General features: G+C 67.3%; 15 protein-coding genes. 7 read left to right on the top strand and 8 right to left on the bottom strand.

The window, feature by feature from the left end; all coding sequences use genetic code 11:
* Nucleotides 1-126: 126 nt before the first annotated feature.
* Nucleotides 127-837 carry a glutathione S-transferase gene (locus ABE473_RS17815; RefSeq protein WP_346490412.1) on the bottom strand — a complete coding sequence of 237 codons (711 nt, stop codon included), beginning with the start codon at nt 835-837 and terminating at the stop codon, nt 127-129.
* 114 nt (nt 838-951) lie between these two features.
* Here ABE473_RS17815 and ABE473_RS17820 point away from each other — a divergent pair, with 114 nt between their 5' ends.
* From ABE473_RS17820 to ABE473_RS17835, 4 genes are all read left to right on the top strand, one after another.
* A complete protein-coding gene (locus tag ABE473_RS17820) occupies nt 952-2,268 on the top strand; it encodes a retropepsin-like aspartic protease (protein ID WP_346490413.1) in 1,317 nt (438 codons plus the stop codon).
* 149 nt (nt 2,269-2,417) lie between these two features.
* Entirely contained in the window at nt 2,418-5,003 is a 2,586-nt protein-coding gene (gene clpB / locus ABE473_RS17825; RefSeq protein ID WP_346490414.1) for an ATP-dependent chaperone ClpB, read from the top strand.
* A gap of 122 nt (nt 5,004-5,125) precedes the next feature.
* Nucleotides 5,126-6,427: an aminotransferase class I/II-fold pyridoxal phosphate-dependent enzyme gene (locus ABE473_RS17830; RefSeq protein WP_346490415.1), complete on the top strand. Its 1,302-nt coding sequence runs from the start codon at nt 5,126-5,128 to the stop codon at nt 6,425-6,427.
* A 167-nt stretch (nt 6,428-6,594) separates the two neighbouring features.
* The gene (locus ABE473_RS17835) at nt 6,595-7,476 is read left to right on the top strand and encodes an AraC family transcriptional regulator (protein WP_346490416.1); all 882 of its coding nucleotides are present in this window, start codon (nt 6,595-6,597) and stop codon (nt 7,474-7,476) included.
* Nucleotides 7,477-7,482: 6 nt separating this feature from the next.
* Here ABE473_RS17835 and ybaL read toward each other — a convergent pair whose 3' ends face one another.
* The 4 genes from ybaL to ABE473_RS17855 form a co-directional block, all read right to left on the bottom strand.
* The gene (gene ybaL / locus ABE473_RS17840; protein WP_346490417.1) at nt 7,483-9,186 is read right to left on the bottom strand and encodes a YbaL family putative K(+) efflux transporter; all 1,704 of its coding nucleotides are present in this window, start codon (nt 9,184-9,186) and stop codon (nt 7,483-7,485) included.
* Nucleotides 9,187-9,331: 145 nt separating this feature from the next.
* Entirely contained in the window at nt 9,332-10,222 is an 891-nt protein-coding gene (locus ABE473_RS17845) for an XVIPCD domain-containing protein (RefSeq protein ID WP_346490418.1), read from the bottom strand.
* A gap of 9 nt (nt 10,223-10,231) precedes the next feature.
* Nucleotides 10,232-10,636 carry a hypothetical protein gene (locus ABE473_RS17850; RefSeq protein WP_346490419.1) on the bottom strand — a complete coding sequence of 135 codons (405 nt, stop codon included), beginning with the start codon at nt 10,634-10,636 and terminating at the stop codon, nt 10,232-10,234.
* Nucleotides 10,637-10,740: 104 nt separating this feature from the next.
* Complete coding sequence (locus tag ABE473_RS17855) at nt 10,741-13,134, bottom strand: TonB-dependent receptor (protein ID WP_346490420.1); 2,394 nt, start codon at nt 13,132-13,134, stop codon at nt 10,741-10,743.
* 344 nt (nt 13,135-13,478) lie between these two features.
* On the opposite strand from ABE473_RS17855, the gene ABE473_RS17860 reads away from it, so the two are divergent.
* Nucleotides 13,479-15,335, top strand: coding sequence for an ABC-F family ATP-binding cassette domain-containing protein (locus tag ABE473_RS17860; RefSeq protein WP_346478837.1), 1,857 nt, complete (start codon nt 13,479-13,481; stop codon nt 15,333-15,335).
* Nucleotides 15,336-15,374: 39 nt separating this feature from the next.
* Here the strand turns inward: ABE473_RS17860 and ABE473_RS17865 are convergent, their stop codons facing one another.
* Complete coding sequence (locus ABE473_RS17865; protein WP_346490421.1) at nt 15,375-16,274, bottom strand: LysR family transcriptional regulator; 900 nt, start codon at nt 16,272-16,274, stop codon at nt 15,375-15,377.
* A 205-nt stretch (nt 16,275-16,479) separates the two neighbouring features.
* On the opposite strand from ABE473_RS17865, the gene blaL2 reads away from it, so the two are divergent.
* On the top strand, nt 16,480-17,382 hold the full coding sequence (gene blaL2 / locus ABE473_RS17870; RefSeq protein ID WP_346490422.1) for a L2 family extended-spectrum class A beta-lactamase: 903 nt from the start codon (nt 16,480-16,482) through the stop codon (nt 17,380-17,382).
* A gap of 259 nt (nt 17,383-17,641) precedes the next feature.
* Here the strand turns inward: blaL2 and ggpS are convergent, their stop codons facing one another.
* Both ggpS and ABE473_RS17880 read right to left on the bottom strand, forming a co-directional pair.
* Nucleotides 17,642-19,888 carry a glucosylglycerol-phosphate synthase gene (gene ggpS / locus ABE473_RS17875; RefSeq protein WP_176988499.1) on the bottom strand — a complete coding sequence of 749 codons (2,247 nt, stop codon included), beginning with the start codon at nt 19,886-19,888 and terminating at the stop codon, nt 17,642-17,644.
* Between the two features lie 62 nt (nt 19,889-19,950).
* Complete coding sequence (locus ABE473_RS17880; RefSeq protein WP_346490423.1) at nt 19,951-21,219, bottom strand: MFS transporter; 1,269 nt, start codon at nt 21,217-21,219, stop codon at nt 19,951-19,953.
* Nucleotides 21,220-21,381: 162 nt separating this feature from the next.
* Between ABE473_RS17880 and ABE473_RS17885 the strand changes: the two genes are divergently transcribed.
* Nucleotides 21,382-22,020, top strand: coding sequence for a hypothetical protein (locus ABE473_RS17885; RefSeq protein WP_346490424.1), 639 nt, complete (start codon nt 21,382-21,384; stop codon nt 22,018-22,020).
* The last annotated feature ends 89 nt before the right edge of the window (nt 22,021-22,109 follow it).

A 22,109-nucleotide genomic window follows, 5' to 3' on the forward strand; every position in this document is an offset into this window, starting at 1 on the left:
CTGCTCTACTGCGGAGCCGGCCAGCGGCCGGCACTACCGGCTCACGACCAAACCTGCGCTCACGACCCAACCTGCGCTCACGACCAACGGTCGTGAGCTACCGGGTGGAGGCGGGCCGCCCGGGGATCAGGCTTCCCCATCCAGCTCCGGGTAGTGCCGGAAGATGCCGTTGGTGTTGAAGGCCAGGCGCCGTTCCGAGGCCAGGTAGGCGGCGATGTTGGGCCGGGTTTCCACGCGGTCCTTCAACGCGCGCAGCTGCGGCAGCGACGGCCACAGCGCCTGCATGCGGCGCGGGAACATGTACTCCAGCCCGCTCAACAGCTGGAACAGCGACAGATCGACGTAGGAATGCTCGCGCAGGGGATGCCGGCCGCCGTTGTGCTTGAGTACGTTCTCGAAATACCCCAGGAACTTCGGCATGCGCTCGCCGCGCATCGATTCGGCGCGCGCCTTGGCTTCGCGCTTCTGGTCGTCGTAGTACTTCGAGGCAGCGATCGGGTGATGGGTGTCGTGCACCTCGGCGACCAGATCGGCGATGGTCAGCTGCAGCTGCAGCGCCTGCTGTCGCCGCGAGCTGGCATCGGGAACAAGGCCCAGTTCCGGGCCCAGATGATCCAGGATCGCACCGACCTGGGCGATCACCTGCCGCCCGGTGCGCAGGAACGGCGGGGCACACGGCTGCAGGCCTTCGACCTTGCCATCCAGGTACGGCTGCATCACCGCATCACCATGGACGCGCGCCATGTCCGTGTAGCCCGCACCGGCGTCTTCCAGCGCCAGCCGCACGAACTCGCCGCGGCCCTGGATGCCGGTCCAGTAATACAGTTCGTAATGCATGCAGTCACTCCGTGCGGAACCGGCCCCCAGCATCGCGCGCGCCGACGAAAGCAGGCGTGAGCGCAGCGTGGTTCCCGTGCTAGGGTCGAGCGGGGACGTCGACGGGAGTACGGGATGCGGATGTGGGTACTGGGCGCATGCGTGGCGATGCTGCCGGCCACCGTGGCGGCCGATCCGGTGGCGCTCCACGATGGGTTCGGCTACAGCGATGCCGTGCTGCGTGCGGAGCTGACGACGCTGCGCGACATGAGCGGCGCGTCCGGCCCGCGCCGCCATCTCGGCGCGGCGGGCTACCACCGCGTCCGTGGAGAGCTGGATGCCTCCAACCGTGCCGCACGCCAGTGCCTGGCCGAAACCGCCGATGCACCGCCGGCGCTGCAGGGCCTGGCCTTCCTGTGCGAATCCACCCTGGCCGGCAATGCGCTGATCGAGGGCGACATCGCGCAGTGGGCGAGGCTGATGCTGCGCGTGCGAGAGGACTACCAGCGCACCATCGTGCCGATGCTCACGCCCGGTGATGAAGTGCCCGATGTCACCCGGCCCGCGTTCGCGGCGTTCACCGCGTGGCCGCGCAGCGCGCTGCCGGTGGCCGGGCGCGTGCAGGACGTGGAGGTGCCGATCCAGTTCAGCAATGAGCTGCCCTCGGTGACGGTGACGCTGCATGGCAGCCGCGATGGCGCTGTCGTCGCCCACGAAGCCTCTTTCATCATCGACACCGGTGCGCCGCGCTCGCATATCAGCCGCGCCTTGGCCGAATCGCTGGGACTGGCGGTTACCGGCAACTTCGTGGTGTCGCGCATCGTCGGGGACGAGATCCAGCAGGCGGGGCTGGCCGCGCCGATCGATATCGAACTCGGTGGCCAGCGCGTGCGCGATGTGTCGTTCAACAGCGAAGCCGCGCGCGAGATCAACCTGATCGGCCTGGACGTGCTGCGCGCGCTGGGGCCGGTCCGCCTGTCCCGCGAAACGTTGACGCTGCTGGGGTCGCACACGCCGGCTGCCTGCACGCGCCGGATGGTGTTCACCTCGTCGCTGTGGGGGCCGTTCCAGCAGGTCCGCTATCCGATCCGGGGCCGCGAGCACCACCTGATGCTGGTCGATAGCGGCTTCCACGGGGCCTTCCAGATGCGCGGCGCGCCGCGCTCGTCGGTGCCGGCCGCGGCGATCCAGCGCCGGAACGTGATCACCACGCGCGGCGCCGAGGACATCGAGTACGCCCCGGCCAGCACGCCGCTGCAGATCACCGACACGGTGGCGGCGATTCCGGTGGATATCGCCTTCCAGCCGCCGGACCTGTTCCCGTCCTCGTGGCGGATCGGCTACGGCGTCACCGGGGGCTATGACGTGGCGCTGGACCTGCCCGCCGGCCTGGGCTGCCTGGTGCCGCGCCCGGCCGCACCGCCCGTGCTGGAGCGGCCGCCCAGCGCGTGAAGGCCCGCGCGGGCGGGGGCGGAAAGGCTGTGCGAAGGCCGACGATGGCTGAATCGGCATCTCATCCACCCTTGAAACACGCCCACGTAACCGCATCTGACTGAGAGTGCTGGCACGGCCAGCTCCCGTTTACATCGAGGACAAGAATCATGCGGATGGACAAGCTCACCTCGCGTTTCCAGCAGGCGCTGGCCGACGCGCAGTCGCTGGCCGTGGGCCGCGACCACAACATCATCGAACCGGTCCATGTGTTCAGCGCGCTGCTGGACCAGCAGGGCGGCAGCACGCGCCCGCTGCTCGCCCAGGCCGGCGTCAACGTACCGGTGCTGCGCGAACGTTTGAACGAAACCCTGGACGCCCTGCCCAAGGTCTCCGGGCAGGAAGGCAACCTGTCGATCGGCAACGATCTGAACCGGCTGCTCAACAATACCGACAAGCTGGCCCAGCAGCACGGCGATGCCTTCATCGCCAGCGAATGGTTCGTGCTGGCCGCGGTCGACGATGGTGGCACCCTGGGCATGGCGCTGCGCGCCGCCGGTGCCGACAAGAAGAAGATCGAAACCGCCATCGAGAAGGTGCGCGGTGGCGAGACCGTGCAGTCGGAAAATGCGGAAGACCAGCGCCAGGCGCTGGAGAAATACACCATCGACCTGACCGCGCGCGCCGAGAGTGGCAAGCTGGATCCGGTGATCGGCCGCGACGAGGAAATCCGTCGCACCATCCAGGTCCTGCAGCGCCGCACCAAGAACAACCCGGTGCTCATCGGCGAACCCGGCGTGGGCAAGACCGCGATCGTGGAAGGCCTGGCCCAGCGCATCATCAACGACGAAGTGCCCGAAGGCCTGCGCGGCAAGCGCGTGCTCTCGCTGGACATGGGCGCGCTGATCGCCGGCGCCAAGTTCCGCGGTGAGTTCGAGGAACGCCTGAAGGGCGTGCTCAACGACCTGGCCAAGAGCGAGGGGCAGGTGATCCTGTTCATCGACGAGCTGCACACCATGGTCGGCGCAGGCAAGGCCGATGGCGCGATGGACGCGGGCAACATGCTCAAGCCGGCCCTCGCGCGCGGTGAGCTGCACTGCGTCGGCGCGACCACGCTGGACGAGTACCGCAAGTACATCGAGAAGGACGCCGCGCTCGAGCGCCGCTTCCAGAAGGTGCTGGTGGGCGAACCGAGCGTGGAAGACACCATCGCGATCCTGCGCGGGCTGAAGGAAAAGTACGCCGTGCACCATGGCGTGGAGATCACCGACCCGGCGATCGTCGCGGCGGCCACGCTGTCGCACCGCTACATCGCCGATCGCCAGCTGCCGGACAAGGCCATCGACCTGATGGACGAAGCCGCGTCGCGCATCCGCATGGAAATCGACTCCAAGCCGGAAGAACTGGACCGCCTGGAGCGGCGCGTCATCCAGCTCAAGATCCAGCGCGAAATGCTCAAGAAGGAAAAGGACGACGCATCGCGCCAGCGCCTGGCCGATCTGGAAACCGACATCGACGCGCTGGAGCGTGAGTTCTCCGATCTCAACGAGATCTGGAAGTCGGAGAAGGCCACGCTGCAGGGCGCGACCCGGATCAAGGAGCAGATCGAGCAGGCCAAGCTGGAGCTGGAGTCGGCGCAGCGCCGCCAGGACTTCGGTCGCATGAGCGAAATCCAGTACGGGCAGTTGCCGCAGCTGGAGAAGCAGCTGGCTGCCGCGCAGGAAGTGGAAACCAGCGAGTTCAAGCTGGTCCAGGACCGGGTCACCGCCGAGGAAATTGCCGAGGTGGTGTCGCGGTGGACCGGCATCCCGGTCAACCGCATGCTGGAAGGCGAGCGCGACAAGCTGCTGCGCATGGAAGAGGTGCTGCACAACCGCGTGGTCGGCCAGGAAGAGGCGATCAAGGTGGTCTCCGATGCGGTGCGGCGCTCGCGTGCGGGCCTGTCCGATCCGGATCGCCCGAGCGGCTCGTTCCTGTTCCTGGGCCCGACCGGCGTGGGCAAGACCGAGCTGTGCAAATCGCTGGCCGAGTTCCTGTTCGACAGCAGCGACGCGATGATCCGCATCGACATGAGCGAGTTCATGGAGAAGCACAGCGTCGCGCGCCTGATCGGTGCGCCCCCGGGGTATGTGGGCTACGAGGAAGGGGGCTACCTGACCGAGGCGGTGCGTCGTCGCCCGTATTCGCTGATCCTGCTGGATGAAGTGGAGAAGGCGCATCCGGATGTGTTCAACATCCTGCTGCAGGTGCTCGACGACGGTCGCCTGACCGATGGCCAGGGCCGCACGGTGGACTTCCGCAATACCGTCATCGTGATGACCTCCAACCTGGGCTCGCACCAGATCCAGGACATGAGCGGCGATGACAGTCCGGAGGCCTATACGCAGATGAAGGCCGCGGTGATGGGCGTGGTGCAGGCGCACTTCCGCCCGGAATTCATCAACCGCCTGGACGACATCGTCGTGTTCCATCCGCTGGACAAGGTGCAGATCAAGCAGATCGCCCGCATCCAGATGCAGGGCCTGGAAAAGCGCCTGGCCGAGCGTGGCCTGCGCATCGAGGTCAGCGACGCCGCCTTCGAACTGCTGGGCAACGTCGGCTTCGATCCGGTGTACGGCGCCCGCCCGCTCAAGCGTGCGATCCAGTCGCAGCTGGAGAATCCGCTGGCGCAGAAAATCCTGTCCGGCGAGTTCCTCAACGGCGATGTGATCCGCGTCGATGCGGCCGAGGGCAAGCTGGTGTTCGTGAAGGGCTGAGCCCCGCACGCGCCGGCGGCCTGATAACCGTTGCGCCTCAGACCATGCTGGTTTGGCATGAACCCCCGCCTCGGCGGGGGTTTTTTGTTCGGTATCGTCGGCATTCACCTGGAGACGATGCGATGTCCGAACACGGCAGTCCCGAATCACAGTGGCGCGCGGAGACCATCGCCGTGCATGGCGGCTACCGGCCCGACCCGACCACGCGCGCGGTGGCGGTGCCGATCTACCAGACCGTGGCCTACGCCTTCGATGACACCCAGCACGGCGCGGACCTGTTCGACCTGAAGGTGCCGGGCAACATCTACACCCGCATCATGAATCCGACCACGGACGTGCTGGAGCAGCGCATCGCCGCGCTGGAAGGGGGGATCGGTGCGCTGGCGCTGGCCTCGGGGCAGGCGGCGATCACCTACGCGATCCAGACCATCGCCGAGGCAGGCGACAACATCGTCTCGGCCAGCGCGCTGTACGGTGGCACTTACAACCTGTTCGCGCATACGCTGCCGCAGTTCGGGATCCAGACGCGCTTTGCCGACTACCGCGATCCGCAGGCGTTCGGTGCGTTGATCGATGACCGCACCAAGGCGGTGTTCGTCGAGTCGATCGGCAACCCGCGCGGCAACATCACCGACATCGAGGCGGTGGCGAAGATCGCGCATGCGCATGGCGTGCCGCTGATCGTCGACAACACGGTGGCGACGCCGTACCTGCAGCGCTCGTTCGACTTCGGCGCGGACATCGTGGTGCATTCGCTGACCAAGTACCTCGGCGGGCATGGCACCAGCCTCGGTGGCGCCATCGTCGACTCCGGGCGCTTCCCATGGGCCGAGCACAAGCAGCGCTTCCGTCGCTTGAACGAGCCGGACGTGAGCTACCACGGCGTGGTCTACACCGAAGCCCTCGGGCCGGCTGCCTACATCGGTCGCGCGCGGGTAGTGCCGCTGCGCAATACCGGCGCGGCGATCTCGCCGTTCAATTCCTTCCTGATCCTGCAGGGCATCGAGACGCTGGCGCTGCGGCTCGACCGGATCAACGCGAATACCCTGGCCGTGGCCAACCATCTGCAGGGGCATCCCAAGGTCGCCTGGGTGAACTACGCCGCATTGCCCGACCACCCCGAACATGCGCTGGTGCAGAAGTACCTGCGCGGCCACGGCTCGGGCGTGCTGACCTTCGGCCTGCCCGGTGGTCGCGCGGCCGGCGCGCGTTTCCTGGATGCGCTGCAGCTGTTCACCCGCCTGGTGAACCTGGGCGATGCCAAATCCCTGGCCACGCATCCGGCCTCGACCACCCACCGGCAGCTGGATGCCGCCGAGCTGGAGAAGGCGGGCGTCAGCGAAGACACGGTGCGGCTGTCGGTGGGCATCGAGCACATCGATGACCTGCTGGCAGACCTCGAGCAGGCGTTGGCCAAGGCGTAGAGGCAGGACCCACGGCGGCCGGTGCGGGCCGGCCGCCGTGGGGTTTTTGGCGCCGCTCTACGCGCGGGGTTAGGATCGGCTGACGGTCCCCCCAACTGCGCAAGATCGGCCACGCGCCGGGGTGGGGCACGACGCACGCTGAGCGTCACCCCGAGATGGAGCCCGCCATGAGCCGCATTGCCCAGGTACGCCAGCGCCACGGTATCGACCGCGTCATCGCCCATCTGCAGGCGTGCCTGCGCGCTGGCGATCCCTTGCCCGATCTGGAGACACTGGCCGCGATCGCGCACCAGTCGCCGTTCCACTTCCATCGCCTGTACCGCGCGCTGACCGGCGAAACCCCCGGGCGTACCGTGGCCCGCCTGCGCCTGCTGCAGGCGCTGACGCTGCTGGGCCAGGCGGACAGCCGGGTCACCGAGGTCGCGTTGCATGTGGGTTATGAGAGTCCGCAGGCGCTGGCCCGTGCCTGCCGTCAAGCGCTGGATGCCACGCCGAGTACCCTGCGCGAGGATGCCGGGCTGCGCAGCCACTGGCAGCAGCAGCTGTCGCTGCCGGCCGGCGATCACAGCGGCGACGCGGTACCCCTGCAGGTGACAGTGACTACGCTGGAACCCTTCGACGTGGTGGCGCTACGCAGGGAAGGCGCCTTCGCTGATCTCGACCAGGCCTTCGGCGAGATCCTCACCTGGGCGGCCGAGCAGGGCTGGGCCGAGCAGTTGCAGCAGCTGATCGGCATCGCACGCACCGATCACCGCGATGTCCCGGGGCGTGAGTGCGTGTTCGACTGCGGCATGGGGTTCGGTCGCACACCGCACGCGCTGCCGGCGCCGCTGCGTGCGCTGACGCTGGGCGGCGGCGCGTATGCGGTGCTGCGCCATGTGGGCAGCTATGCAGGGCTGGAGGCCGCCACCGACGTGCTGCTGCGGGACTGGCTGCCCGAGAGCGGCCACACGCTGCGCGACGTCGAGCTGTATTACCACTACCTCGACGATCCGGAAGAGGTCCCTGAGGCCATCCTGCGTGCGGATATCTGCGTGCCGGTCGCGTAGCGTCCCTCACACCACCGGAATGCTGTGCTGCTGCCTCATCGCGCGGTATGGCGGGGTGGACATCACCATCTCGGCCAGCGAATAGGCCAGCTCGCGCTCGGCCATCACCGTGCCATCGGCGCCATGGGCGAGCAGATGCTTCACCTCGGCATCGCTGTGCGCACGCGCCAGCAGGGTCAGGCCGGGATTGAGCGCGCGCAGCTTGGCCAGCGTCTCACCGGCTTCCAGCGGCTGCGGGATCGCCAGCACGGCGATCTTGGCGCGCTCGGGATGCGCTTCGGCCAGTACGCGGTCGGAGGCGGCGCTGCCACGGATGCCGGGCAGGCCGGCCGCGTGCGCCTCGGCGACGTGTTCCTTGTTGTCGTCGATGATCATCACCGGCACGCCACGGTCGCGCAGCACCTGTGCCAGCGCGCTGCCGACGCGGCCGTAGCCGATCACGATGGCATGGTCGTGCAGGTCCAGCGAGGGGCCGGGTGGCAGCTCGGTCTCCACCGTGGTCGGGGCGGTTTCCTGGTTCTTGAGCAGCCAGCGGTCGAGCAGGCCGAACACCAGCGGGTTGAGCATGATCGAGATCAACGCACCGGCCAGCACCAGCGCCTGCCCGGTCGGCGGCAGGATCTTCAGGGTTACGCCGAGGCCGGCGATGATGAAGGCGAATTCGCCGATCTGCGCCAGGCTGGCCGAAATGGTCAGCGCGGTACCGGTCGGGTGGCCGAAGGCACGCACGATCACGAACGCAGCGGCGGACTTGCCGAACATGATGATCGCCGCGGTGGCCAGGACCTGCCACGGGTGCTCGATCAGGATGGCCGGATTGAACAGCATGCCGACCGAGACGAAGAACAACACCGCGAACGCATCGCGCAGCGGCAGCGAATCGTTGGCGGCCTTGTGGCTGAGTTCGGATTCGTTGAGCAGCATGCCGGCGAAGAACGCGCCCAGCGCGAACGACACGCCGAACAGCATCGCCGAGCCGAACGCCACGCCCAGCGCGATCGCCAGCACGGCCAGGGTGAACAGCTCGCGCGAACCGGTGCCGGCGATGCGTTCCAGGATCCACGGGATCACGCGGCGCCCGACTACCAGCATCACCGCCACGAACAGTCCCAGCTGCACGAAGGTCCAGCCGATGCTGGCCAGCACGCTGCCGACGGTGTGGGTTTCATTGGCCGCGTCCGGGCCGAACACGCCGGCCAGGACCGGCATCATCACCAGCGCCAGGACGCAGGCCAGGTCTTCCACGATCAGCCAGCCAATGGCGATCTTGCCGCGCGTGGTCTCCAGCAGGCGCCGTTCTTCCATCGCGCGCAGCAGCACCACCGTACTGGCCGTGGCCAGCGAGAAACCGAACACCACGCCGTAGATCACTGGCCAGTCCATCAACGCCGCCAGGCCCCAGCCGAGCAGGGTGGCGACCAGGATCTGGCCGATCGCACCCGGGATGGCGATCGCTTTGACCTCCATCAGGTCTTTCAGCGAGAAATGCAGGCCGACCCCGAACATCAGCAGCATCACGCCGATCTCGGCCAGCTGGTTGGCCAGCGTCTGGTCGGCGACGAAGCCGGGGGTGAACGGGCCTACGCAGATGCCAGCAACCAGGTAACCGACCAGCGGGGACAAACGCAGCTTGTTGGCCAGCGCGCCAAGGATGAAGGCGAGCCCAAGGCCAACGGCCACGATGTTGATCAGGTCGGTGTCATGGTGCATCGGGGCTCGCAATGTGGGGAATGCCCCGATTTTCACCGATGCGGCTGGATACGGCAAACCGTAGCGTGACGCCGCCGGTTCCAGGTGCACCCTCTTCGGGTCGTTCGTCGTGGCGCCAGTCAGTGGCTGTCTCAACGGGACTGGATCAAACCAGCCGCCGATGCTGGACCTCTTCAAGTACCTGGGCAGGTTCGGCGACCGTGGCTGCAGCCTGCTGGCGGTCAATCTGCTGCAGTTGCCGGATCGAATCGTCGACCGGGGTATGCACTGCGGCGTCGATCCCCATATGGGCCCGCCGGTGGGCAGGGTCGTCCAGCGCGCCCTGGATCACGAATACGTTCTGTGAGTCGGAAGAGGGGCCAGTGGGTTTTCCCAGGACGACGTGGTCAATGCGCTCTAGTCCCTGGGCCCTCGCCAGGTTCGCCAGGCTGGCGGCCATGCGCTCGCTGGACTGGTCAGGCTGCCTGGCCAAGGCTGCGTCCAGCTTGTGGACGCCCTTGATGGCTTGTTGGTGCAGCGACAGGGACGTGTCGCTGAGCGATCCTGCACTGGATCCCTGCTGCCTGGGTTCCGGCGGAGGTTGCGGGTTCGCCGGAGTAGTGGGCTGAAGGCGTTCTGCCTTGCGGATGGATTCGATCAGCTCCCGGGGCGTATCGGTGAGCATCAACTCGCCGGCATCCAGCGTTTGCCCGGTCACCTTGGAGACTGTTGCCGTCGCCCATGACGCGCAGGTGTTCGTGTATGCCCATGTGACATTCTCGTTCAGGGCCTGATCGAGCTGCTTTTCCTGCTCGGGTGTCAGCTCGTAGTAGCGGGAGGCCGACGACCTGAACCTTGTTTCCAAGCCGACCCTGATGTCCGTTTCGGGTCCATTATCGCCTGCGCGTGGGTGCCCGTCTGGCCACAGGCCGTAGTACTGCGTGTCGCCATTGCGGGTGACCGTGATCCAGGCATGACCATCCACAAACTGATTGAATGAGCCTTGCGTGTTGGGGTCTACGTCGCTATGGATACCCAGGACTACCTTGTCAGCCATAGCGCCCCCTTAAGGAAAGACTTGCTCTTCGCCGTCGGCGAAGAGCATTACAACGCGAGGCGCCAGCAGGGGAATATCCTGCACCGCAGGTTTGGGTGGGCCAGGCACGATGTGACGGCGCAGCATGGTTGCGCAGTTGCCGGATATCGGACACCGGTCGATGACGATCTTCATGGTGTCCGCCTCGACGACGTAGCTGATTCCCGCTGCGTAGTACATGCTTTCGGCAGGTTCCTCGAACTGCACCTGGAGGGTGGAGTCGGACACCTTGGTCACGACGACCGGCTCGACGCTTGACTTGGAATAGCTCGGTTTCACGTGATCTCCTGCACATCCGGAAAGCGGGACCGCCGCCAGCGCCGCCCACGCGACGGCGCAGCGCACCACGCGGCGTGCGCTGCTGGACAGGCTCATTGGGAGGTCCTGGCGATTCATGCCTGGATTCTGGCATGGCGCCGCGTGTGAAATGCGTGTCGGGGCGCACAGTAGTGCCGGCCAGCGGCCGGCACTACCCCTTGTCACCACTTGTAGGTCACGCGGCCATAGACGTACGCACCATTGAACCCGTACGGCGAGTAGTTGCTGTACGGCAGCATGCCCCAGGTGGAGTTCTGCAGGTCCACGGTGCGGTCCGGGTATTCGTCCAGGATGTTGTCCGCGCCCAGGGTCAGGGTCCAGTTTTCGCTCGGCTTGTAGCTGGCCGAGGCATCCAGCACCCACGAGGCGTCGTAGGTCTGGTCACGCAGGGCCGTCGCCGAATTGCGCACGGTGAACGAGCCATAGCGGGTGGCCGCCAGGTTCAGGTCCCAGCGGTCCGAGCGCCAGGTGCCGCTGAGGATGGTCTTGTCGCGCGGGTAGCTGTCCTCGATGCGGCCGATCTCATCGCGGCCGATCAGCGACTGGGTGATGCCCAGCGTGCCGAACACCGGCGGCGAGCCGATGAACTTCTTCACCTCGGTTTCGTTGTAGCTGTAGGCAGCGGTCAGCTCCAGCGAGCTGGCGGCGAAGGGAATCGTGTAGCTGGAGACCGCATCCACGCCGCGGGTGCGGGTGTCCACGCCGTTGGTGAAGTAGGAGAACGCCGTGACGCCCGGCAGCCCCAGCCCGGACAGCAGCGCGTTGGCCGCGGCATTGGTGGTGATGTTGGTGGAGAGCACGATGCGGTCATCGATGTCGATCTGGTACGCATCCACGGTCAGGTACAGCCGATCCACCGGCTGCAGCACCAGGCCCAGGCTGTAGGAGGTCGAGCTCTCGGCCTTCAGCGGGCTGGCACCCAGCGCCTGCGCGGCGGAGCTGGTGGTCGGGAAGGTGCCGCGTTCGACGAACACCCCGTTGACGATCGTGCTGGTCACCGCCTGGTAGCTCTGCTGGGCCAGCGACGGCGCGCGGAAACCGCTGGAGGCGGTGGCGCGCAGAGCGACCTTGTCGGTGAAGGCGTAGCGGGCGGAGAGCTTGCCGGAGAACTTGTCGCCGAAGTCCGAGTAGTCCTCGTAGCGGCCGGTTACGCCGGCGGAGAACTTGTCGGTGAGGTCGGCTTCCAGCCCGGCATACACGGCGTAGTTGTCGCGGTCGGCGTCGACGGCGTTGAGCGGGGTGAAGCCGCCGAAGCCCTGCGCACCGCTGCCGGTGTAGGAGTTCAGTTCACCGGCCGACTGCTCCCACTTCTCCTTGCGGTACTCACCGCCGAAGGACAGCGTGACCGGGTAGGCCAGGCCCCAATCCAGGGTCTTGGTCACATCGGCGTTGACGATGTTCTGGGTGTACTCCAGCGCGCCGTCGTAGAACGAGCGCGGGCTGTTCACGCCGAGCGAATAGTTGATGCTGTTGCGGGTGTGGAAGTCGATCTTGTTGGCGCCGTAGTTGTAGCTGACGTCCCAGTTCCAGCCGCTGTCCGTATCGCCCTTGACCCCGGCGACCAGCGAGCGGTCCTTGGAGTACTGGTTGATCTCCGGCACGAAGCCGTCCGGGTAGGTCTGGGCCAGCAGCGGGCCCTGGTTGCTGTTGTTGCGCGAGCGGTAGAACGCGAATGAGGTGATGTCGCGGTTGCTGGCCATCGCGGTGGCGTAGGCAGAGACGTGGTCGCTGAACTGGAAGCTGGCGTTGGCCGAGGCGGCGGTTGCATCCACCTGCGGGTCGCCGACCACGAAGGTGGTCTGGCCGATGTTGGGGAAGTTGCCGGTGTTCGGCGCGGTGCCCTGGTACGGGCCGGCCCGGTTGCTCTCGTCCTGCTGGACGATCTGGCCGGCCACATGGACGCTGCCGCGACCGTCGGAGAAGCCGATGCCGGTATCGCCGGAGAGCTGGTACTTGTTGCCGTCACCGGCCGAGTACTGGCCGGCGTCCAGCGCCAGGCTGCCGCCGGAGGACGAGCCCTTGAGCACGATGTTGATGACACCGGCGATGGCGTCCGAACCGTATTGCGCCGAGGCGCCGTCGCGCAGCACTTCCACGCGCTCGATCGAGGCGATCGGGATCGCGTTGATGTCCACCGCCGAGGAGCCACGGCCGATGCTGCCGTTGACGTTGATCTGCGCGGAGGTGTGGCGGCGCTTGCCGTTGACCAGCACCAGCACCTGGTCGGGGGAAAGGCCACGCAGCTGCGCCGGGCGGATGCCGCTGGTGCCATCGGTCAGCGCCGGGCGCGGGAAATTCAGCGAGGGCAGGGCGCGGGCCAGCGCGGTGGCCAGCTCGGTGGTGCCGGTGGACTGCAGCGCCTCGGGGGTGATGATGTCGATCGGCGACTGCGACTCGGCCACGGTGCGGTCGGCCACGCGGGTGCCGGTGACGATGATGGTGTCCAGGGTGTTGGCGGCCGTCCGGGCAGGCACGTCCTGGGCGGTGGCGGCGAAGCTGGACATACCGAGCGCGACAGCTACGGCGGCGGCGAGCGTACTGGTCTTGCGGTTCATCAGGATGTGGCTCCGGTAGGGGCGGTGCTGCACCAAAGCGACATCACGACATCGAGGATCGGGTCTGCGAAGGCGGTTGTTGCGGTGCGCAAGAGATGGATTAACGGGATATTCATCGCTTGTCAAATATTTGCCATGTTCGTAAAAAACGTTGCAGCAGCAACCATTTACGTGAGGTCGAGGATCTGACAGGAGGGTCCCGGGGGAGCGCAGGCAGGGTCGTGGGAGAGAGAAACGAGGCCTGCCGCGCATCCCGGGGCCCGTCAAGTATTCGTTAACGCTAGAATTACGTCGCAGGAAAGGTGCTCACGAGCACATTCCATTCCGTTATATGGACCCCCAAGATGATTTCCCTTCGTAACTTCGCCTTGCGCCGTGGCGAGCGGCTGCTGTTGTCCAACGTCGACCTGACCCTGCACGCGGGGTACCGCGTCGGCGTGGTCGGCCGCAATGGCGCTGGCAAGTCCAGCCTGTTCGCCGCCGTGAAGGGCGAGCTGGAGGCGGACAAGGGCGACGTCGATCTGCCCGGCAAGATCCGCATCGCCAGCGTGGCCCAGGAAACCCCGTCGCTGCCCGACCCGGCGCTGCAGTTCGTGCTGGAGGGCGACACCGAGGTGGCCGCCGTCATGCGCGAGGAAGCCGCCGCCGCCGCGCGTGAAGACTGGGAAGCGGTCGCCACCGCCCACCAGCGCATGGCCGAGATCGGCGCCTATGACGCCGAAGCGCGTGCCGGCAAGCTGCTGCACGGCCTGGGCTTCCCGGCCGAGACGCACTCCCGCGCGGTCTCCTCGTTCTCCGGCGGCTGGCGTGTGCGCCTGAACCTGGCGCGCGCGCTGATGATGCCCAGCGACCTGCTGCTGCTCGACGAACCGACCAACCATCTGGATCTGGACGCGGTGTTCTGGCTGGAACAGTGGCTGCTCAAGTACCCGGGCACCCTGCTGCTGATCTCGCATGACCGCGAGTTCCTCGACAACGTGGCCACCCACACCCTGCATCTGCACGGTGGCGGCGCCAAGCTGTACGTCGGTGGCTACACCGATTTCGAGCGCCAGCGTGCCGAACAGCTGCGCCAGCAGCAGCTCGCCCACGACAAGGAACAGGCCGAGCGCGCGCATCTGCAGAGCTTCATCGACCGCTTCAAGGCGCAGGCCAGCAAGGCCGCGCAGGCGCAGAGCCGCATGAAGCGCCTGGCCAAGCTGGCCGGCACCGAAGCCGTGCGCGCCGAGCGCGAGTTCCGCATCGAATTCGCCCCGCCGGCCAAACTGCCGTTCTCGCTGATCCGCCTGAACCATGTCGAGGCCGGTTACGGCGCCGATTCGGTGATCCTGCACAACGTGGGCTTCGGCCTGGAAGCCGGCCAGCGCATCGGCCTGCTTGGTCCGAACGGCGCCGGTAAGACCACCCTGGTGAAGACGCTGGTGGGCGAACTGGACCCGATCAGCGGCGAGCGTGCCGCGCATCCGGACCTGCGCATCGGTTACTTCGCCCAGCACACCGTGGAGTCGCTGCACGAAGGGCAGTCGCCGATGGAGCACTTCCGCGACCTGGCGCCGGATGCACCGAACCAGTCCTTCCGCGATTTCCTCGGCAAGTGGAACTTCGCCGGCGACCGTGCCTTCGAACCGGTGGACGGCTTCTCCGGTGGCGAACGCGCGCGCCTGGCGCTGGCGCTGATCGCCTACCAGCAGCCGAACGTGCTGCTGCTCGACGAACCGACCAACCATTTGGACCTGGAAATGCGCGAAGCGCTGGCCGAAGCACTGGCCGACTTCGAGGGCGCGATCGTGATGGTCTCGCATGACCGCCATCTGATCGGTCTGGTCTGCGATACCTTCTGGCGCGTCGCCGATGGCGTGGTCGAGCCGTTCGACGGCGATCTGGATGCCTACGCCGCCTGGCTGCGTTCGCGTCCTGCCGCGCAGGGCACCAAGCAGAAGATGGCCGCAGCTGCCCCGGAGCCGGTACCGCCAACCCCGCCGCTGCCGCCGAAGAAGCCGGTCAATCCCCACAAGCTGGCTGCTGCCGAAGCTAAGGTGGGCGAACTGGAGGCGCTGCTGGCCGACCTGGACCGCGAGCTGGCCAACCCGGCCAACTACGCCGATGCGACCCGCATGGCAGTCCTTGGCCGCGATCGTGAAGCCACCGCGACCCTGCTCAGCAAGGCCGAGCAGACGTGGATGGAATTGCTGGACGCGTAAACGGCATGCCGACCAACGGTCGGCATGTACCTGGCACCCTCAGGCAACCGGTAGGTGCCGACCGTTGGTCGGCACATCGTCCTGCGCCTCCAGCCATTCCCGGAACCGTCGCGCCGCATCGCTTTCGGCGCGCGAGCGCAGCCGCGTCAGCCAGTACCGTCCCAGGTCCAGCGTCTGTGCAAAGGGCTGGATCAAGCGCCCTTGGGCGAGGTCCTGCTCGAACATCTTCAACGGCAGCAGCGCCACGCCGGCACCCGCGGCGGCGGCACTGGCCAGCGTCAGGGACGAATCGAACACCGGCCCGCGCGCTTCCAGCTCCGGTGCCCCGGCCGCCTGCAGCCAGCGTGGCCACTCGTCGCTTCGGTAGGAGCGCAGCAACGCCACATTGGCCAGATCGCGCGGCTGGCGCAGCGTACGTGCCAGCGCGGGTGCACACAGGGGCGCGAACGGTGCCTCCAGTACGGCATCGCTGACCTGCCCCTGCCAATCGCCATCGCCGAACCGGATCGCCAGGTCCAGCCCTTCACCGGCCAGATCGATGCGGTTGTTGTGGGTCTGCAGGCGCAACTCGATATCCGGATGCCGTGCGTTGAAATCGCCCAGGCGTGGCAGCAGCCAGCCGGTGGCGAAAGTGCCGACCACGCCCACGCTCAGTACCTCGCGGAAGTGCCCGCCGACGAAACGGTCCAGGCTCACCGCGATGCGGTCGAAGGCTTCATTGAGCACCGGATACAGGCGCGCTCCTTCATCGGTCAGGGCGACCCCGCGCGGCAACCGGGTGAATAGCGACACCCCCAGCCGGTCCTCCAGCGCCCGGATCTGATGGCTCAGCGCGGCCTGGCTGACGCACAGCTCCAACGCGGCGCGGGTGAAATTCTGGTGCCGTGCAGCGGCCTCGAAGGCGCGCAGGGCATTGAGCGGCAACTGGGGGCGGAGCATGGGCCGAGCCGTGAGCAGGAGTGATGCATCTTCGCACTGAGGGGGCTGCTGCGGCGAGCAACTGCCAGGTATGCGGGCTTTTCCTGCGTTCATTCCCCGGTATAGCCTGTCACGCATGAGGTCAAGTAATGGCTCCCGCTGAAAATCCTCGCTGGTGGCGGCGCTGCAACCTGCCAATACTCAGGCCTTCGCCACGGAGAACCGCATGATCGCTCGACGACAGTTCCTGCAATGGACCGGCGCGGCCGCCGCCTCGGCACTGGCCGCCACCGCCTTTGCCAAGACCCCGCTGCCCTCGCCGAAATCCGTCGCCGCGGCGAAGGACTTCGCGGCGTTGGAAGCCGCGAGCGGCGGGCGCCTGGGCGTGACCCTGCTCAACACCGGTACCGGCTGGCGCACCGGCAATCGGCAGGACGAACGCTTCCCGATGTGCAGCACGTTCAAGTTCGTGTTGTCCGCGGCTGTCCTGCATCTGGCCGACCAGGGCAGGCTCTCGCTGGACCGGCGCGTGGCCGTGCGCCAGCAGGACATGCTCTCGCATGCCCCGGTGACCACGCGGCATATCGGCAAGGACGTGACGGTGCGTGACCTGTGCCGGGCGACCATGATCACCAGCGACAATCCTGCGGCGAACCTGCTGCTGGGCATGGTTGGCGGGCCGGCCGGCGTGACCGCGTTCCTGCGCGCGAATGGCGACGCGGTGACCCGCAATGATCGGCTCGAGCCGGAGATGAACCGCTTCGCCCCGGGCGACCCGCGCGACACCACCAGCCCGGCCGCGATGGCGGCCAGCCTGCAGCGTTTCGTGCTCGGCGACGTCCTCAAGCCCGCCTCGAAACAGCAGCTGGCCGATTGGCTGATCGACAACGAAACCGGCGATGCGCGCCTGCGCGCCGGGCTGTCCAAGGCGTGGCGGGTCGGCGACAAGACCGGCAGCAATGGCGAGGACACCACCAACGACATCGCGATCCTGTGGCCGCTCGCCGGCGGCGCTCCGTGGGTGCTGACCAGCTACCTGCAGGGCGCGACGGTCGATGATGCCGGCCGCAACGATGTGCTGCGCCAGGTCGCGGTGATCGCCGAAGGCATCATGCAGCACGCCGGGTAGACCACGCCGCCCGGTAGGCACCGACCGTTGGCCGGCGCACGAAAGGTAGGCGCCGACCGTTGGTCGGTGCGCACGGATGGTAGTGCCGGCCGCTGGCCGGCTCCCCATGAAGCCGTCACCGTCCACGGCCGTGATCGCCCGCCGCCAGCAGCGCCCCTGGAGCCGGCCAGCGGCCGGCACTACCCACGAAACCCGCATCGCCTGCAGCCCGCACCGCCTGCAGCAGAGCCGGCCAACGGCCGGCACTACCGTTCCCGCGTCAGCCTTCGGGGTGGCTGTTGCGTACCGCCTCCAGGAAATCCCGGCCCCAGCGATCCACGTCGTAGTACTCCACGCTGCCGAACAACTGCCGCATGCGCCCGGTCGCTTCGTCGTCGGGCATCGACAACGCCTGCAGCAGCCCTGCCGTCAGGTCGGCCGGATCATGCGGGTTGGTCAGCACCGCGCCCTTCAGCTCGGCGGCCGCGCCGGCGAATTCGCTGAGCACCAGCACGCCATTGCTGCCCTCGATGCCCTGCGTGGCCACGAACTCCTTGGACACCAGGTTCAAACCGTCGCGCAGCGGGGTGATCCACATCACCTGGGCGGCCGCGTAATGCGCCACCACTTCCTCGAACGGCAACGCCTGCGCGAAGAAGCGCACCGGGGTCCAGTCCAGCCGCGAAAAGCGCCCGTTGATCCGCCCGACGGCCTGTTCGATCTGGTTCTGCAGCGTGCGGTAGATGGTCATCTCGCGCGCGGCGGGGACGCAGATCATCAGCAGGGTGACCTTGCCCTGGCGATCCGGATGCTGTTCCAGCAGCCGCTCGAAGGCTTCCAGTTTGGCCAGCGTGCCCTTGGTGTAATCCAGCCGCTCCACCGACAGCACCAGCTTGCGCGCGCCGATCTCGCGGCGCAGCTTGAAGATGTCGTTGCGCACATCGCTGCGCGCGAGCACGTTGTGGATGCGACGCAGATCGGTGCCGACCGGATGCGCACCGAGCGCGACTTCGCGATCGCCCACGCGCAGGCGCGTGGTCATGGTGTCCAGGCCGACGGCACACCCGTAGGTGAGGAAGCGGGGTGCGCAGCTTTCCCAGGCCAGCCGCTCGGCCGGCATCGCGCCGCGGACCACGTCCACGAAGTTCTCTACCTGGCGCGGAATGTGGAAGCCGATGTAGTCGCAGCTGAGCAGGCTGCCGATGATCTCGCGGCGCCACGGCACCACGTTGAACACATCGGCCGAGGGGAAGTAGGTGTGGTGGAAGAACGCGATCTTCAGGTCCGGGCGCAGCTCGCGCAGTGTGGCCGGCACCATCCACAGGTTGTAGTCGTGGATCCACACGGTCGCGCCATGCGCGGCTTCGGCGGCGGTGGCCTCGGCGAACTTGCGGTTGACCTTCAGGAACACCTGCCAGTCTTCTTCGCGGAACTTCGCGCGCTCCCAGAACACATGCAGCATCGGCCAGAACGCTTCCTTGGAGAAGCGCTTGTAGAAGATGTCCACCTCCTGCTTGCTCAGCGGCACGCGCGCGGCGGTCAGGGTGGGGTAGCGCTCGGCATCCACCGCCAGATGGGTCTGGAACGGGCCGCGCTTGGGCTCGTCGATGCCCCAGGCCACCCAGGACCCTTTCTGGCCGCCTTCGAAGAAACTCAGCAGCGAGGGAATGATGCCGTTCGGCGAGCGCGGTGGGCGCTGGACCAGCACGCCGTCCTCCATCACTTCATCGAAGGGCAGGCGGTGGTAGACCATCACCAGGTCCGCACCGTCGGCGCGCGCCTGTGCCGGCGGACGCAGGAAAGGATCGTCATCGGCGAGCAGGCCGAACTGTTCGATCGCCTCGAGGATGCCGCCGCAGCCGGGCGCCTGCGCGTGGTAGGTGTGCTTCAGATCAGCGGTGGCGGCGGTCAGTGCCGGCTCGGAATCGCCGACGCACACGCCGCGGAAACCGGAGGTGTACATCGACAGGTCATTGAGGGTGTCACCGGCCACCAGGATGCGGTCGCGCGGGAGTTCCAGCAGGCGCGCAAGCGCGGCCAGGGTACGGCCCTTGTCGGTGTCGGGCGGCAGGATGTCCAGGTAGCGGTCGGCCGAGTACAGCACGTCGCAGCCCAGCGCCTGTGCGGCAGCCTGGATCTGCGCGCGCAGCGGCGCCAGCGTGTCGGGATCGCAGAAGTACGAGCAGCGGCGTTCCTGGGGAACGTCCTGGCGCTGCAGCGCGGTGAACGGGCGCATCGCTGCGGCGACCACCTGCTCGCCCGGCCAGTGCGCATCGATCATCGACTGCAGGGGCTGCAGTGGCTGCAGGGTGTGACCGTCGACGACGGTGGCGCCTACATCGCAGACCACGTAATCCGGGCGCGGGATGGCCGGATCGGAGAGCAGGGGCATCACCGCTTCCAGGCCGCGGCCGGTGATGAAGATCAGGCGGATGCCGGGGTGCTGGTCGACCAGCCGGTAGAGCCGATGGCGCGCGGCGGGATCGCCGGCGAGGAAGGTGCCATCCAGATCGGTGGCGAGGATCAGTTGCGGTGCCGGCGGGGCCGGCGGTGTACGGGTTGGAGTGAGGGAGGTCGGTGTCGAAACAGTCAATGCACTTCCTTATCGGAGTCAGAGGGGAGGGGGGGATCGGAATCCGGCGGCGTGGTGTCGGTCTCGGGCATCAGCTCCAGCGCCGACGGCGTGGTGCGCAGCATCAGCCGGAACCCGACCGGATGCGTGCGCAGGCGCTGGAAGCTGAGCAGGCGCGCGGTGGTGAACAGCGCCAGCAGCATCAGCACCACCGCGAAGTACAGCGGCAGCGCCGGCGCACCGAAACGCTGCATGGCTGCACCGGCCAGCGCGGGGCCGAGCGCCGCGCCGACGCCATGCACCAGCAGCAGGCTGGAGCAGCCGGACAGCAGGTCCTCGCGCGGCAGGTAATCCAGCATGTGCGCGACCGCGAAGGGATACAGCGCGAAGGCCAGCCCGCCGTAGAAGAAGAACAGCCCGAACAGCAGGTGGGTCTGCAGCTGGATCATCGGCAAGGAGGCCACCACGGCGATGCCGGCCGCGGCCAGGCTCAGTGCGACCAGTCCGCTGCGGCGGTCATGTCCATCGCTGATGTGGCCCAAGGGCCATTGCAGCAAGGCACCCCCGGCGATGGCGGTGAGCATGAACAGAGCGACGCCGTTGCCATCCAGGCCGACCTCGCCGGCGTAGACCGGTAGGAGGCCCCAGAACGCACCCATCGCCAAGCCGGAAAGGCCGGCGGCAACCGTCGCCACCGGCGCCATCGCATACAGCCGCGCCAGTTTCAGGCGCGGCACCGAGGGGATTTCCGGCGGGCGCAGGCGCGTAGCGGTGACCGGCAAGACCGCCGCGCAGACCAGGATCGCAGTGAGCATGAACATCGAGGTCGCGCCGGCGTCGCCGAGCATCAGCAGCACCTGGCCGAGCGCCAGTGCCGAGAGGTTGACGACCATGTAAAGCGAGAACGCGCGGCTGCGCAGGCGCGGGTCGGGCTCGGCGTTGAGCCAGCTCTCGATCACCGTATATAGGCCCACCAGCGCGATGCCGGTGAGGATGCGCAGCACGCCCCAACCCACGGGATTGATCCACAGAGGGTGCAGCAGCACCGCGATGGCGGCGAGGGCGGCAAAGAAGGCAAACGCACGGATATGGCCGATGCGGCCGATCAGCGAGGGGGCGAAGAAGGTGCCGATGAAAAAACCGGCGAAATAGCCGGACATCACCAACCCCAACGTACCGGCACCGAAGCCGGCCTCACCACCGCGCACCGCCAGCAGAGTGCCGAGCAGGCCGCTGCCGGTCAGCAACAGCGCCACGCCGGCGAGCAGGGCGGTCAACCGCAACATGCGTGCGTCCTTCGTGGGGAAGAAGGCGAACGAGTCACGTGACCGACCATAACACAGGGGGGATGAAGCCCTGGTTGCAGCGCTGCGGGTGCGCGTGTGCGCGTCACGGCGGGGCAGGACGCATGGTTTGCGCTGGTCGTTCGCGCCCGTTAGGGTGGGGCCATGAATGTAGTCAAACTTCTTCCCTTGGCGGCTGCACTGGCGATCACCGCCTGCAGTGGCTCCAACGATACGGTCGGCCATGAAGTCTCCATGGCGCCGTCCGATGCCTTCATGGCTGCCGTCGCTGCGCATTGCGGCAAGGCGTTCGAAGGCCGCATCGCGGTCAACGAGCCGCGCACCGATGCACCCGATCCCTTCGAGGGCAAACGGCTGATCATGCATGTGCGTGGCTGTGAGGATCCGGCACATGAGCTGCGGATTCCCTTCCATGTCGGCGACGACCACTCGCGCACCTGGGTGTTGAGTCGCACCGAAAATGGGCTGCGGCTCAAGCACGATCACCGCCACGAAGACGGCAGTCCGGATGCGGTCACGCTGTACGGCGGCGACAGCAAGCCGCCAGGCACCGCGCAACGTCAGTCATTCCCGGTCGATTCGGACTCGGTGGCGATGTTCCGCAAGGCCGACATGCTCGCCTCGGTGCAGAACACGTGGGCGATGGAGGTCGAGCCGGACCAGCGTTTCGTCTACGAATTGACCCGTCCCGGCGGGCGCCACTTCCAGGTGGTGTTCGATCTGAGCAAGCCGGTGGCCTTGCCGCCGGCGCCGTGGGGTAGCGAGAAGACCGCTGCGCCGTAACGCAGTCGGGTTTCGCCGAGGTCAGGGCGACGATGCCGCCGCGGGGGGGGAGGGCCAAATCTCGGCACCCCCCCGAGGGGGGCGGAAAC

It is taken from the genome of Stenotrophomonas sp. TWI700 (genome assembly GCF_039673645.1).
GTDB lineage: Bacteria > Pseudomonadota > Gammaproteobacteria > Xanthomonadales > Xanthomonadaceae > Stenotrophomonas > Stenotrophomonas maltophilia_AA.

Coding starts and splice junctions, on each gene's coding strand:
- ABE473_RS17830 (WP_346490415.1), top strand. CDS start 5,126: ATGTCCGAACACGGCAGTCCCGAATCACAGTGGCGCGCGGAGACCATC.
- ABE473_RS17885 (WP_346490424.1), top strand. CDS start 21,382: ATGAATGTAGTCAAACTTCTTCCCTTGGCGGCTGCACTGGCGATCACC.
- blaL2 (WP_346490422.1), top strand. CDS start 16,480: ATGATCGCTCGACGACAGTTCCTGCAATGGACCGGCGCGGCCGCCGCC.
- ABE473_RS17835 (WP_346490416.1), top strand. CDS start 6,595: ATGAGCCGCATTGCCCAGGTACGCCAGCGCCACGGTATCGACCGCGTC.
- ABE473_RS17865 (WP_346490421.1), bottom strand. CDS start 16,274: ATGCTCCGCCCCCAGTTGCCGCTCAATGCCCTGCGCGCCTTCGAGGCC.
- clpB (WP_346490414.1), top strand. CDS start 2,418: ATGCGGATGGACAAGCTCACCTCGCGTTTCCAGCAGGCGCTGGCCGAC.
- ybaL (WP_346490417.1), bottom strand. CDS start 9,186: ATGCACCATGACACCGACCTGATCAACATCGTGGCCGTTGGCCTTGGG.
- ABE473_RS17820 (WP_346490413.1), top strand. CDS start 952: ATGCGGATGTGGGTACTGGGCGCATGCGTGGCGATGCTGCCGGCCACC.
- ABE473_RS17845 (WP_346490418.1), bottom strand. CDS start 10,222: ATGGCTGACAAGGTAGTCCTGGGTATCCATAGCGACGTAGACCCCAAC.
- ABE473_RS17880 (WP_346490423.1), bottom strand. CDS start 21,219: ATGTTGCGGTTGACCGCCCTGCTCGCCGGCGTGGCGCTGTTGCTGACC.
- ABE473_RS17815 (WP_346490412.1), bottom strand. CDS start 837: ATGCATTACGAACTGTATTACTGGACCGGCATCCAGGGCCGCGGCGAG.
- ABE473_RS17860 (WP_346478837.1), top strand. CDS start 13,479: ATGATTTCCCTTCGTAACTTCGCCTTGCGCCGTGGCGAGCGGCTGCTG.
- ABE473_RS17850 (WP_346490419.1), bottom strand. CDS start 10,636: ATGAGCCTGTCCAGCAGCGCACGCCGCGTGGTGCGCTGCGCCGTCGCG.
- ABE473_RS17855 (WP_346490420.1), bottom strand. CDS start 13,134: ATGAACCGCAAGACCAGTACGCTCGCCGCCGCCGTAGCTGTCGCGCTC.